The 15,478-nt window shown below is 43.9% G+C and carries 4 protein-coding genes; 1 reads left to right on the forward strand and 3 read right to left on the reverse strand.

Annotated features, from left to right (window positions below):
- Positions 1-210: 210 nt before the first annotated feature.
- From QEP06_RS11040 to QEP06_RS11050, 3 genes are all read right to left on the reverse strand, one after another.
- Positions 211-4,638 (reverse strand): GEVED domain-containing protein, encoded by a 4,428-nt coding sequence (locus QEP06_RS11040; protein ID WP_285270304.1) that lies wholly within the window; start codon positions 4,636-4,638, stop codon positions 211-213.
- A 590-nt stretch (positions 4,639-5,228) separates the two neighbouring features.
- Entirely contained in the window at positions 5,229-9,395 is a 4,167-nt protein-coding gene (locus QEP06_RS11045; protein ID WP_285270305.1) for an Ig-like domain-containing protein, read from the reverse strand.
- Between the two features lie 629 nt (positions 9,396-10,024).
- Entirely contained in the window at positions 10,025-14,833 is a 4,809-nt protein-coding gene (locus tag QEP06_RS11050; protein WP_285270306.1) for a choice-of-anchor D domain-containing protein, read from the reverse strand.
- Positions 14,834-15,159: 326 nt separating this feature from the next.
- Here QEP06_RS11050 and QEP06_RS11055 point away from each other — a divergent pair, with 326 nt between their 5' ends.
- Positions 15,160-15,435 (forward strand): hypothetical protein, encoded by a 276-nt coding sequence (locus QEP06_RS11055; RefSeq protein WP_285270307.1) that lies wholly within the window; start codon positions 15,160-15,162, stop codon positions 15,433-15,435.
- Positions 15,436-15,478: the final 43 nt, after the last annotated feature.

Genomic DNA, 15,478 nt, shown 5'->3' on the forward strand with positions numbered 1-15,478 from the left:
AAACACATAAATGCAGGAGACCTTCCAGACGCGCGGAATTTTTAGACGCGTCCCAACCGTCTAAAAGATAAATTCCGCATCGTCACGGAGGCAATTCCAAAGCTTGTGACCGCAATAAAACAAGCAGATGAATCTAAGCAATTAAATCATAAAAAAAACCATCCAGGTGCAAAAACCCGGACGGTATAGAACTTCGCTGTTAAGGTTTTTTTATCGGATAATTTTCTTACTCACCACGTCAAAACCGCGCTCAATCTTCAGAAAATATACCCCATTAGGCAACGGGTTTGCATCTATTAAAAATTCAGCAGCATTAGGCTTCGCCGAATATACAAGTCTGCCGCTGCTGTCAAACAATTGCAGTCCGGTGATATTTCTTTTGTCAGATCTGATATGGAAATCATTTTTGTCGCGGTATACGACCACCGATTCTTTCACGCCTGCATCGGTTGCGAGCGTGCCACCGGGTTTATACACAATTTCAAATCTGCCGGTACTTTCGCCTGCTTCAGCCGCAAAGCTGTAGGCGGAGTCGCTGAGGTTGGTGATAGCGCCTGTCAATTTATCTTTGAGATAAACAGGCTGCGCGGAGCTGAAAATACCATCCGTACCCGCCAGTTCGATGCGGTACTCGCCTGTCGTAAAATGGCGTGTACCGAGTGGCACCACATCCTCATCGGTAAATATACTTCGCCCGTTGATATTTACTTTCCTGTCATCCACCCTTGAATACAGTTCGTCTGATCCGCCCAGCGAGGCCGCGTCATCACTGCTGAAACCATTGGTTCCACCTTCAAAATACACTACAGCCATATCAGAACGCAGATTGGTGGGCGTGATCATATTTAACCAGAATCTGTCAAAGTTTACGGAATCCCCGGCGGCACGTCCGAAGAATGTGGGTCCGTCTTTATCGCTTCGCACCGTATTATTAAATAGGAGTGTCTGATTATTTGCACGTGTCTTTACCATAAAACCCTGCCCCATTTTTATATAGCGCGTAGGACGGACGGTTCCTGCCAGATCTTTATCGCCGGTAGCCAGTGTTCCGGTTCCTTCACCCGGCGGCGTGGTGGCATGAAAGACGGCATACGCCTGACCTTCATACTTGTCGCCCATCTGTACGGTCTGGCTGTTCGCACGGTTGTCCCACAAGTTAAAAGAATTGCTGATGTTGCCACTCGCGCTATTGATATGATAAAACTGGCTTAAATCCATATTAGACGGATATGGATTACCCACAAGATTATAGCCGCGGTTTATATTCGAGGGATTGGAGTTTACAAGGTTATACGTAAATGCACCGTTGGTTGGATAGCCAGTAAAAGTAGCGGTCACCGAAGTCGCCTTTTGGTCCGGTAAAGCACTCAATTTTGGTTCTTTCACTGCCAGTGCACGACCTTTGATATACGCACCGGTGGAATTATAGAAGAAATTGTTGGCTTCATTGTGGTACAGCACGTATTCAATTCCGGGATAAACAGTTTTCAAAGACTGCCCCTCGAGCGGTGAAATGAGGTAATTGTACTGCTGACGTCCCGTAGAAACATTCACCTTTCGTTTGGCAGTGATGTTTCCGACATTGATGGTATTGCCCTCATTTACCTGGATGAGGCTGGCATTGGATTCTATGACAACGTTTTCGGCGATTCCCTTATTAACCAATGCATCTTTAATGCTTAATGAACCTTCACCTTCAATCTTTAGTTTGCCGGTATTTTCAACATAAACCTCTTTTGCGAATGCCTGGGTGAAAGGTTCAATCCTAACCGGCGTCTTTATATACACACAGTCTGCGCTGGTAGGTACCACGCCGACAGGTTTCCATGTGTTTGAATTCCACTTGTCAGTGGCAGCATTCCAGACTTTGTTCTTATTTTCTATTATGACGCTGCCCGTCGCGGTGGTTCCATTGCTAAGTGATGCAGTAGCGTTGATTGTCCAGTTGGCAGTAGTTTCTTTCTGATTCATCGAAGGATTCATATATACCGTTGTGGTAGGAGCATTGTTATATGGAATTGTTGCTGCTGCATCTGTATAAACATCAATTGGGGCACTCGTTGTCCATGCAAAGGTGGTTGTAAGTGGCTTTACTCCAAAAAATTCAATGTCATCGATTGCTACGCCATCTTTCCACGCAGCGTAGTAGCGAAATCTGAATTTTAAATTTGAGCTCTGATAGGAGGACATATCAATTGTTTTGAGCTCAAACTGAGTACCGAACCCCACATCTTTTGTATATCTTATAACTTCGTTCCATGTACTTCCGCCAGTATTTACTTCGAGGGCTACGTAATCGGAGGCATCCGCCACGCCGTCATTTGAGTATTTTGAAAAATACATCCTGAATGAAAGTGTGAGACTTGAATAACCCAGCGTATTTACTGTTGGCGAGATGAGTGCATTATTAATCGAACTATTATTAGCATCAGGACCCACATCCGATGTTGCCATTGCAAAGCTGTTGCCGGCAGTACCGGAAGCAATCGCAGGAAACCATACTTGCTCATTTGGCTTAAATATACTTTGCCGGGTTTGCCATTTTGTTTTATTATCGATAGTAGTTGTATTTGGCCTTAATATTTCCTGAGTAAACTTTCCTAAGCCATTCTCAAAATATTCCTCGACAAAGTAGACTGTTTCATCCTGGCCGCTCGCAGAAATTTTTACGGTCGAATTGCTGCCGCATGAAGTGGGTGCAGCCGGCGAAAATGTGATGACTGGCACCGGCCTAACTACAGCACGGACAGGTGTGCGGACCAGAGATTCGCAATTTCCGTTCCAGGCGGTAACGAAATAAACAGTGGTATTATTTACGGTTGATGTCCATGTCGATTTACCACTTACGACATTTGTTTCCGCAAGCGGAGTGCCACCGGTAAGGGAACTGTACCAACGTACTTTGGTTGAAGATGCCGATGGCGTTGCCTCAAAAGTTACAGTGCCTGGCCCCGTCCTTATCTGATTTGAAACTGAAGTTATTGTAGCAAAGCAGTTGGCAACGACAGTAAATGAATAGTCTTCAGTTTCACCCGCAAAGTTGATACTCCCACAGGGCGAAATAGTAGTACTACCGCTTGCGTTGCTCGTCCTCACACGAAGTACATAGTTCCCGGGACTGGTGCCGGCCGGAATGACAAATCCAAAGGTCGTGGAAATAATTTGGGTATTGTTAGAAGTATAAACTCCCTCACTAACTTCATCAAAATTACCATCTCTATTCCAGTCAACCCACGCACGGACCCTTCCTAAATCCGCATTTTCAACGTATAAATTGACACCGTTTCCCTGAGCCTGTATGCTTTTGGTGGCATTTCCGGTAAAATCCTGATAACCCGCAGGGTTTGTAGAAAACGTAGAATTCTGCTCTGTATCCTGCATCGTTCCAATAAACTTTACCGTTTTTATATAGTTGTTATTGGCTTGTGCCGCTCCCATATCCGGACGGCAGTATTGCGTGGTATAAGTCACGATAGACGAGTATGAACTTTGATTCGAGCAAGTGATCTTTCTGCGGTAATAAGAAACTCCTGGCGAAGAAATGGCAGTAATGACTGCACTGGCGCTAGTTGCACCCGCAATATCAATCCAGGGTCCGCCTGTACTTGATGCATATTGCCACTGATAACTTAGAGCGGTGGCGTTCGTGTCACCTGTCACGGTTGCACTGAATGTAGATGAGGGTGTTCCCGTGGAAGAGCTTAAGACTGTTGTTCCGCCCACTGGAGGACCTGAACAAGCCAAGGGACTAAAACAACTGATCGCTAGGCTAAAGCCAGCACATACGTTGGTAGTGTCCGATCTAAATCTTACTGTTAACGAACCGGTGGTGGAGGTTACAACAGGAACTGTATATGGAGTGCAGGTGCTTCCACTGCCATGAACTGTCCCGCCCAAAAGAATAGTTCCGGTTGTTCCTTCGCCATCATAAATGGTAATAAAATCAAACCCGGGTTCAGTATTGAATGATCCACTGATTTGCACTCGATTACCTGCAATAGCTGGCTTAATAATAACCACTCTGTCCTCTGAATTTGAGTAACTACCCGTAGAACCCCCAGAATCATACAAAGTGCCGGAACATGTTGTTATAACACCATTTACATTTGCATTTGGCATACTGAAATTTATGGAAGTCTGCGCCGAATAACTGAATGATACCTGCGCATCGCCGCCTTTCTCATAATATTCGAGTACAAGGTTATAATTCCCTGACATTGGAACGCGAACCGACTTTGTCCGGTAACCATGATCGCTCCAGTCGCTCACTATCCAACTTGCACCGCCATCAATACTTAATCTCACCCCATCATCACCGCCGATAGTAAATGTATAATTGCCTGCACTAAAAGTTTTATTCATCCGGTATCGGATGGCAAAATTATCAACTGCCGATGCACAAGCAGGTTTTATGGTGCCATAATTACGGTCAAAAGTCTCCGTTTCGGCCGTGGTCCCTTTATATGTTGCAAAAGGCGTGGTAATGGGATTACCGCTTCCATTATGATCATACACATGCCCAATCCAGCTACCACTGCCATACGCATTAGGATCGGTTGTAGTGCACTGTCCGTATGAAACGTCCTGGTGAAAAAGCAGTGCTCCAAGAAAGAATATTATCGAATAAAAATTTTTCATTGTGTATTATCGTTGAACAGGAAGATTCCGCTTTGACCGACGGATCGGTGCAGCAGAGGCTTTCTTATACGATATTTGTGTTTTGTAATGAAAATTAAGCACGACCGATCAGGTGATTGGCGTTGAGTGAAGACTTACCGCAAACTGCGCACATGCACAGGTTCATCATGCGGGACCAGGAGAGTAAATGATTATTCATTTCGTGTGTTTAAGTTCGATTGATAATCATCATTTGTGTGTTGGTGCAAATATAAGTAATAAAACATATACCATGATAATTTGTACTGGAAATCAGGTTTTTGCAGTTCATCAGCTTTAAAAGAAAGCTACGCTGCGAGTGAAGCTGAGAGTGGTAAAATAGACATTATGCTAACGTGCTATATTAAATGAAATTCCCAACCTTAAACGACTATAAAACATTAAACAAACCCATTACATTTTTTTTCTAGTTCAGATCGTTGCGCTTCGCCCCGGGAATTTAATAAATCAGTCCGCTAGAAATATGAGTGGGTAATCCATTTGACATTATATTCACGACTAAAAAAAAAGTCCCGGTTCAAATGAAACCAGGACTTTAATAAGTTACACCATTATTTTACGATTTTTTTCACCGTTTGCTCCTCACCTTGTTTGATGTTCATCAGGTAAACACCGTTTGCAAGCTCGCTTCCATTCACAACAGTTTCTGCAGAATTGGGCTTAAATGCACGAACCAGTCTTCCCGACATATCGTAAATCTCAAGTGAGGTAATACGTTTCGGCGCTTTCACTACGAAGTTGTCGGCGGCACGGTATACCTGCACTTCCTCTTTTGTGGAAGAGTCCGTTGCGAGCACGCCGCCCGGTTTATATACCAGTTCGAAACGTCCGGTACTTTCACCCGCCTGAGCTTCAAAAGTATAGTTGCCCTGGCTTAAATTCGTCACCGCACCGGTAATTTTATCTTTTAGGTAAATCTGCTGGCCTGAGGCGAAGATACCTTCCGCTTTTTCAAGAGCAATGGTGTGAAGGCCTGCGGCGAAATGTCTTGTTCCGATCGCCACCACATCTGTGTCAGTAAATGTACTTTTACCGTTAATAGCGATATTCTTACCGGATACAAGACTGAAAACTTCGTCAGAACCGCCTCTCGCCTCCGAATCTTCGGCACCAAGTGCTTCAGTGCCGCCATCGAAATATACTACCGCCAGGGTACTGGTAAGGTTGCCTGGCGTAGTAACAGACAGCCAATAACGGTCATCGACAACCACTTCTCCTCTGGCTCCAATGAATTTCACACCACTGTTTTTGTCGGTACGGATGGAGTTATTGAATTGAAGTGTCGCGTTCTTCTTCAGTGCTTTTACCATAAAGCCCTGACCAACTGTAATTTCGCTTTTCGGTATTTTTCGTGAAGTAAGACCTTCTTTAGGTCCGGCCGCCGGAATACCCATGCCTGTACTGCCCGATTTCGCGTTGAACACACCGTAAGCCTGGCCACCGTAGCTAGAACCTTGCTGTACATACACATTGTTTGCTGTGCTGTCCCAAAAATAAAAGCTTGTACTGATCGCCGGATCTGCGGCGATTTGACCTTTGTTAAGATCGTACAGTGCCTGCAGGTCAATGTTAGAAGGATATGGATTGCCCACCAGGTTATAACCTAGATGGCTGCTGGTGGCAGTATTGCTGTTTGCCAAAGCGAAATTGATGATTCCGTTCTGCGGTACACCGATAAAGGTAGCAGTAATATCGTAAGCTCCATTCGGAGTATCAACCGACGGCTCTTTCACGGCAAGACCGCGACCCGGCACATTAGCACCGGAAGAATTATAGAAGTAGTTATTGGCTTCGTTGTGATATAGAACATAAGTAATACCCGAATAGATAGTTTTCATGCTCTGTCCCGCTGCAAAAGTCACCGGAGAGCCGAAGTAATTGTATTCAGCACTTTTAGGCTTAATTTTCAGATCGCGTAAAACCGTAATATTTCCGGTGTTCGCGGGCGCGCTATCATTCACCTGAATAAGGTTGGCATCACTCTGTACCGTGAGCTTTGTACCATTATCAAGATTGATATTATTATAAACAGTTAAAGGATTCTTTGGCACCACTGTAACAATTGCGTCACCTACAAGGTGTACCGAACACGCAGATACGGCACCGTCTGCTGTAGAGTAAGTTTGACGAATTTCGGCCGAGAGTTGATTTTCAGCGGTCGGGATCCCTTTGCTCCATTTGCCGTTTTCATAAACGCTTGTTTCCTCAGCCATTGTAAGGACATTTGAAACGACAGGTTCCGGCGAGACGCACTGCTGCGGGGAAGGAGTAAGTTTCACGCTGACCTTATCCCCGTTTTTCAGTTCTTTGGTCTCGAAAGTTGCTGCCGTTTGGCCCGCAACTGCCACACCGTTCACAAACCACTGGTACGCAGGTGTGCTGCCACCATTCACAGGGGAGGCAGTGAAAGTAACTTTAGTGCCTTGGCAGATGGTGGTATTTGGGCTGGAAATAAGTACTGAAGGTTGAAGAATCTCTTTTACGGTGATGTACCTGTACCCCTGTCCGTCATATGCAAAACCGGTACTGCAGCTGTTTTTAGCATCTACCGCAATATTACCGCTGCCATTTCCTGCTTTTACAGTAACAGTAGTAGTACCCTGTCCGCTTATAATTTCCCAACCTTTAGCAATGTCTACAAACCACTGATAGCTTGTTGCATTGGGCACTGCTGCAATGCTGTAAACAGCTGTCTGTCCCGCACATAATGTATCGTTTCCTGCAATGGTACCAGGCAAGCCTACTGCACCGACAACGTCTATTCTGACAACATTTGAATATTCAACTGCACATGAACCATTCTGTACTACTGCACGGTAATAATAGGATTTAATCTCAGTAAATTCTGCTGTAATTTCCGTTGCGTTTGAATTAACATTTACAACAGGCCCTCCGGCAAAATTATCAAATGAATATTCCCACCGCAGGATATTTCCTACATTATCCTGTAATTTAAGAATCGCAAATTTAAATGCAGCGTTTGGACCCACACAGATTTCCGGAATATTGGAAGATACTGTACCTGCGACCGTTGCTGGAACTACAGTGATAGTTCCCGTTGCTTGCACGTCACCGCAAGAGGACAGCAGAGGAATACTGTAATTGAAAGTTCCTGACACTGTTGGTGTACCGCTGATCGTGATTTTATTATCTTTCCAAACAGCAGTAACACCGGCAGGAAGATCTGTTGCGGTACCAATACCTGTTGCTCCGCTGGTGGTGTGGGTGATAGGTGTAATTGTAGAATTTACACAGACTGTAGGCGAACCTGATGCAGAACTTACCGTGCAGGATTCCGTTGCCATCTTGGCGACGGTTCCCAAAATTGCCGGTCCCACTTCACCACTCTCCTCAAATTTAATGAAGAAGGTAGACTGATATGTATTATATACATATACTCTTATGTACAGCGATTCACCTGGAAAAAGTACTGAGCCGGATGGAAAATCAGCTTTTTTATCAGTCCAGTTACTAGAGTAAGCCCCGTTATCTATTAAAGTGCCGACCTTTCCGCTAAAATCAGAATTTTTAGAATACTTTACAGTTATTTTCCCATCTCCTGTACTTCTATACTTCATCACAAAAGCATTTAAATGGGCTATTGATTGAGTATCAACAGCGCTTAAGCTTAATTGAAAATATTTTGAAGTATTATATGAACCGTTGAATTCTCTAGGGTTGGTATGAGTACCGTTGTAATTAAATCTCAAGCCATTACTATCATCGCTCTCAGAAGTAAAGGTGGCATTAGAGCCCATTAAAAGTATTGTACTGCCCTGCACTGCCGCTGTATAATTTTTTGAAGACAGATCTTTTTTATTCCACCGTACAATAGGCGTCGCTGTTCCCACGCCAGGCTCCACTACCTGTACTGAAACTTTTGCAGTATTGGAAATACCCATGGAATTGGTAAGGGTGTATGTGAAACTGTCGTATCCGGTAAAGCCAGTATTAGGAGTATAGACGATGTCTGAAGTTCCGTTTGCTCTCGCGGTTCCATTCTTCGGTGCGCCTGAAACGGTAATCGCTGTAAGTGGGCCTGAGAAAAAATAATCATCATTAGCCAGCACATCTACATTCACGGAAACATTTTTCACGGTTCCCGTTCTGTCATCCTGCGCTGACGGCTTCAAAATATTCTGATATAAAATTGTACCTTTAAATTCCGGGCCTATGCTACCACTTTGATTATGACGGATATAGAAGAACTGATTCGTATTATAAATATAAAGCCGAACGTATAAAGTTTCGTTCTGGTTCACTACGGTGTTAACGGGAAATCTTAAATTGTAATTTTTAAAAGTCCCGGAAGTAGCTTCATCAGTAAGAAGATCCTGAGCATTGGAAAAATCGCTGTTTTTCGAAAAACGAACCTTTAGTTGTTGAGGTGCGTCACCATTTCGTCTACCCTCAAAATTAAAACTGTCCACATTAATTTTGTAGCCAGCCTTTGCAGAAATCTTAAATTCGACATATTTACTTTCGTCGAAAGTTTGCTCCGGCGTTTGATTCCATTGAGGCGTCGGCCATCCTTCAGTTTTGTAGAAATTAGAGTCGGGATTTTCAAAGACTTCATTGATCGTAACATTATTAGCTTTGATTAATTCCGCCTGAACCTGACTGTAGGAAACAGCAGGTGAAAAGTCAGCACTGTACCATTTTGCTAAGGTGTACTGTCCATAAAAATTAGTTGAAGATAGAATTAGGATTATGAGCATAATCGCTAATTTGTGTGCACGCGGAAGGGCACAAACAGTAAAGACGTTTCTCATCATGTTTTGGTTTAATGTTTTCTGTGCACACAAAACATTTTTCAAAACCCGACAAGCCTTTTCCTGCCCGAGTATTTCACTCAGGTAAAACTGCCATAATCGTAAAGTTCTTTAATGTTTTGTGTTTACTTAGCAAAGAAGCCCCCTAATCTGCTAAGCGAGTGCAAAGATAATAAATGTTATTTCACGAACCAAATTATTAAATAAATCGTCCTATGAATTGCATAATATAGCTTTTTGTGTAATAATTTAACTAATTATTGAGAATTACGTAAAAATAACATGTGTTTTATATTTGATAACAATTTTTATTCATCGTTATTAATTTCTCAAATTGATATTATAGGACATATTTTTTGATTGAATATTAAATTATTGTTAACAAAGGCATCATTTGGATGTGGTATTATAAAAACAACCCTGTTGTTCAAGGCCGCTTTCTGTGATATTTAAAGCTTCTCAAATTCCAGTTAATATTAAACATATAGGATAGTCCAGGACTTGCGCTTTAAGCACTACTGCATAAAATATTGCCCTGAAAAGAATTGGTCTGAATTTATTATAATCGCCCTAAATTATTTTACAATCTTTCGTGAAATTATTTCGCCGTTGCGAACTATTTTGAGAATATAGATACCTTTAAGAAGTTCTTGCGTATCTATTCTGACACTGCGGGAGTTGGGCTTTAGATGTCCTGTGAGTCTACCGCTCAGGTCGTAGATAAAGACTTCCGAAACTTCCTTAATTGATTTTAACCAATAACATTCACCATCACGGTAAACCAATAAACCTGAATCTTCACTTTCTGCCGCCAGTACCCGCTCTTCACGGTAAACAATCTGGAATCTTCCTTCAGTTTCACCTTTTTCTGCATCAAATACATAAGGATTTTCTGAAAGATTGGTGAGGCTTCCGGTCACAGTATCCTTTAAAAAGATGTGCTGGCCGTGTGCAAAGATGCCTTCCGTTTTATCAAGTACAAGCTTATACTGCCCGGCGGTAAAGTGGCTGCTCCCCAGCACCACAACGTCTGTATCAGAAAATTCACTTCGTCCGTTAATAGATACTTTTTCGGTCCCCGCGAAAGTGTAAACAATATCTGAACCGCCCATCACGGGTGAATCGTCCGCAGCATAGCCGTTATTGCCCTCCTCAAAATACACCACGGCGATGTTTGAAGAAAGTCCGCCCGGTGAAACCATATTGAGCCAGAAACGGTTCATTGCAGGTTCAGATTTGCCGAAAAATCCCGTTCCACTGCTTGCGGTGCGGATACTGTTACTGAAGACCACTGTTTTAGACGCTGGGGATACCCGTGCCATAAATCCCTGTGCCATCGGTACGTTACGTGTGGGCACAAGTTGCGTCGATGTACCCGCATCCCCTATGGCTTTTGTGGATGTAAGGCATACCGCATTAAATTGTGCGTAAGCCAGTCCGTCATATCCCGAACCTTCCTGAGCGTATCTGTTATTGGCTGTGCTGTCCCAGAAATAAAAGGTTGAACTCAAGCCATTTGAATCCCCTCCATTCAAGTTATAGAATGCCACCAAATCAATATTGGATGGGTAAGGATTTCCTATCAGATTATACCCTCGCACCAAAGCCGCCGGAGAGATAACACCGGGCGCACTGTTCACCGTATTGAAAGTTAACGGCGTTCCTCCAACAGAAATCCCGTTTACCGGCACGCCCTTAAAGAACGCCTTCACTTCTGAAACCGAATTTGGAACCAGCGAAAAACCGGGCTCTTTCACCGCCAAAGCACGTCCGGGTATGTAAGCACCTGTGGATTCATAAAAGTGATTGTTCGATTGGTTATGATATAGTACATGAGGTGCAGAAATTCCGCTGTAAATTCCGTTTTTTAAATTCACGCCCTCGACCGGTGATATGACGAAGTTGTACTGGTTTCGGTCCGTTTGTGGCGGAATCGGCACGGAAAGATTGATTTTTCTTTCCGCCGTAAATGTTCCTGTACCACTGTTTACACCGCCATCATTTAGCTGCACGAGACCCGCACCACTTTCCACGATGATTTCGCCGTCATTTATAATGAAATCGGTGACAGTAAACGATGTATTTTCTTTCACAATCAGTTTGCCGCTACTGTTTATTTCGCACTGGCAAACCTGTAGATCGGCGTTCGTTGCAGTTTCAAAAATACCATTGATTACTGCCCTGTCAGTTGGCTGTGGTGCTGAAGGCAACCATGATGCTCCATTCCAGATTTTCGGCTTTAAGCCCGTACTGGTAATGCGGATGTCATCAATAATCCAGGATTCATTGACGGCATTATTCTGTGCGGTAACGCGCACCAGCAAAGCATTTACCTGGGGAATTCCGGTGATTTGCAGCGCACTGTATTGGGGACCAGCCTTGGAAGATTTGAAGTAAGTCAGATTAGAATTATTTTGATAAAGACGCGTTCCGTTACCGGTGCCCTCACTGTTAAAACTCCACGCGACATTCATATCATTGGAGACGATTTTTGCCTGAGGATACCAGGTGGCGCCACCGTCTGGACTGATTTCAACCAAGACAAAATCGATTTTGTCTGCATCTAAAATATCCGGCCCCGGATCCTGATTCTTGCTGTCCATTCCGTTGCTTTTACTTCCAAGAGAAAAGCCTGCAACTTTTAGACTTACCGAAACGTCAGTGTACGCAGAAGTATTAACGGGTCCGAACGTAAATCTGATCCCTGAAGCGGTTTCACCCACGGGATCAGCCCCTTGGATCCGATACCCGCGTGAACCATGCGAGAACAGATTATTGACTTTCGGCGAGTCATTGCTTCCACTTTTGCCGGAAGAAAAATCGGAAGAGGTGCCGGGCGGAATGGCACCAATGTTTTCTTTAGTGAAAATCAATTCATTGTCAGAAGGTAACGTTTCAAAATCCTGTTGTGCGATAATGATTTCACCGGGTGAACTGCAATACACAGCGCCGCCGCGGAGGGCAAAAGTAAACGGGTTCGAAGCCTGATCATTGTTGGTAATTGTCACAGTGGCATCTTTTGTCCCAATCGAGGTGGGTTTAAAAATAATACTGAACGATACAGACTGATTCTGACTTAAAACAGTATTAGGTGGCGGTGCTCCTGCGACAGAAAACGCAGTTGCGTCCGCCCCCGAGATCGAAACTGAATTTATAGTAAGCGGCGCACCGCCCAGATTTAATATTTCGAAGGATTTTGTCTGGCTGTTGCCGATATTCTGCGTTGCGAAGAGCGTATTATTCAGCCCGCTCGGCATGCTGCTGCCATTAGCGATTGAAGATCCGTTGCCCAACACTTTTATCTTTGCCAGGCCTGGCGTGACGGAGCCCGTGAGAGAAACAGTTTTGTCCACCGCGGACGTTGAGCTCAGTGTAACGGTTCCGGTATAGGTGCCCACAGGCAAACCGTCTTTTAGACGGACATATATAGGTTTGTCAGTTACGGCACCGCTCTGGTTTTTGCTCAGAACCACCGTTGTCCATGGTGCCACATTGTTATTGTCATAGGCTTGGTTAGTCGAGATTTCCCAGTTAGCCGATGCAGAGACGGTGATGGCAGCCGCAAGATTGTTTCCGTTCACCTTAAAACTCTGCAGCGCAGATGGACCCTGTGCAAAAGCATACGCAAATCCACTCAGGGAAGTTTTATCAATGTTTATTACCGGCTGGGTCACAACTGCTTTTACCTGAAATGTATAAAGTGGTGTATCCGGATCGTCACTGGCGATTTGCACAGTTTCCGTGTGGGTTCCGGGGACTGTACTGTTAAATTTAACTTTAAAGGAAGTATTGGAAAAAGCGTTCACACTGGCGGACGCGGGTTGTGCGGAAATGGTAAAACCTTGAGCTCCGCTGAGCACGGTTACGGCGGGATTGGTCAGATTTAATGTGGCGGAACCTGCATTTCGGATTTCAAAAGTTCTTTCAATATCGGTTCCTCCTATCATGGTTCCGAAATCAGTGCCGTCAGCTGTCGTGGGCGTCGAGTCACCATTCGGGATGTTGACCGAATTTCCCTGGATGGTGATATTGGGCTGCGGAGTTCCGGTGAAACAAGTCCATTGAAAATCGTCAATTGTATAGCGCGCGCCAGTTGACTCCAATGTAAAAACCACATTTCCAGGAATATTTAGGTTGGAAAATGATCTATTAATCGCCGAGTTGTCTGTCGGCATTTCAGACGCAGGAAGAGTTGCAACTACAATATTATTGACTTTCACTACAAGATTTCCCGAAGACTCATTAAAAGGGAATTTTACATTAAAACTGATTCCCGCCAATCCATTTCCGAATACTGGAGATTCTACCACTCCAGTTCTCACTGTAATTGCTCTGCCGTTTATACTCTGATCGGTACGCGCATCTGTTGCAGTCCATGTACCACCGATTCCCGTCCATGATCTGTTTTGATATAATCCAGAATTGTTTGTCGGTAAATTTGTGAAGTCCTCCAAAAAATTACATGTCGCTTCCAAAGTTGTACAAGTCGCCTGCGGTTCACCAATAAGTTTATAATCAATGTCGCTTCCAGAATTTGTGTAAGACCATATTTTAAAATAGTAGGTGGTGGCTGGTGCGAGAGAAGACGATAAAAAATTTTGGATGCCCTGACTTACATTTTGGACGCCCGCGCCATTAGCAACAGGATTACCGTCAACCGGATCTGTGATGACTGAATATGACGTACTACTCCATTTTACCAGATATCCATCCGGCGGTATGGTACCTGCTGCATCTGCCCATGATAGCTGAATAGAGTTGCTGTTGCTGGCTGAACAGCTGAAGGATGAAGGAAAACCACTGGGCTCCGGCTTCTTTACGGTCGATAAAACGGTTCCGTTAAATGCAAAATCATTAATACTAAATGTACCACCACCAGCAGAAGCTCCCCATCCGTAAACCCTAAAGGTAAGAGCCGCTGTAATATTCTGAAATATGGGAGCGCTTAAACTAATAGTTCCACCAGCCGCTGAGGGCGTACCTAAGTCCGATGTAAAACTATCGAAGCTTGAGCGGATTGCAAACGATACAGGACCAGTGCCGGAAGACTGTGCAGTATAAGCAAAACCACTGAAATTTATTTTAAAACCAGGATTGGGCGTCAGAGTGAACTCAAAATAATCATTGGCATCCAACAAGGTACTGTTCCAACCTGAGGCGTTATATCTGTCATTCGCATTACTTGCTGATATACCACTTCCCCTGCCAATTCCGGAAACTGTGATATTTGCCGCAACAGTCTGTCCGGCGGTGTAGGGATTGGCCGTGCTCGGATTTGTTCCTGTTATCGGATTACTGAATAAAATCTGACTGCTGAAATCCACAGAATACAGTAAACTGATGAAAACTATTGGCCTTAAAATACCGCGTAAATATTTTTTCATCTCATTTGTGTTTACTACCAAAATTACAAATTCGCGGCAACGGCATTTACCGTTTTTACACGGTTACTTTCATGATGAATAACGGTTACAGACAATCACCAAATTCAGAAAAATACCGATTAATACAGCAACACGTTGTTGTGATTAATCAGAGCGCGTTACCACCTATGTTTTAATAGATCTGAAATGATTCTTTATCTCTTAAAAACGATAGCTTACTTATACCCAAAAACCATTAGAATGTACCCAATGAAAATCATTAGGATAGACACGTTAAATCACCCGTATATTTTTAAAAATCATATCTTTGCGCAAAATATTTCTACATGCAAAAAGGTATTTATACCCTCCTTATCATTTGCTTTTCGGCGGGTACTGCCTTTGCGCAAAACCGTTTCAGCGAAAGTGAAAATACGGATGAATCATTTTATGAAAAACCGCCGGAAGCCTATTCCGGTCCCGGAGATGACGATTCGGACGGAGATCTCGAGGGGGATGATCCGCTTCCTACTCCTATAGACGATTATCTACCACTGCTGGGCCTCGCCGGCACCGGAATTATTCTTTTGACACATTACAGACAGCGGCTGCGAACGAAATAGCTGTATTGCAAAAATCCCTGTTTCCATTTTTCCCAACCATTTT

The organism is Kaistella rhinocerotis, assembly GCF_030243905.1.
Classification (GTDB): domain Bacteria; phylum Bacteroidota; class Bacteroidia; order Flavobacteriales; family Weeksellaceae; genus Kaistella; species Kaistella rhinocerotis.

Coding starts and splice junctions, on each gene's coding strand:
- QEP06_RS11040 (WP_285270304.1), bottom strand. CDS start 4,638: ATGAAAAATTTTTATTCGATAATATTCTTTCTTGGAGCACTGCTTTTT.
- QEP06_RS11045 (WP_285270305.1), bottom strand. CDS start 9,395: ATGCTCATAATCCTAATTCTATCTTCAACTAATTTTTATGGACAGTAC.
- QEP06_RS11050 (WP_285270306.1), bottom strand. CDS start 14,833: ATGAAAAAATATTTACGCGGTATTTTAAGGCCAATAGTTTTCATCAGT.
- QEP06_RS11055 (WP_285270307.1), top strand. CDS start 15,160: ATGCAAAAAGGTATTTATACCCTCCTTATCATTTGCTTTTCGGCGGGT.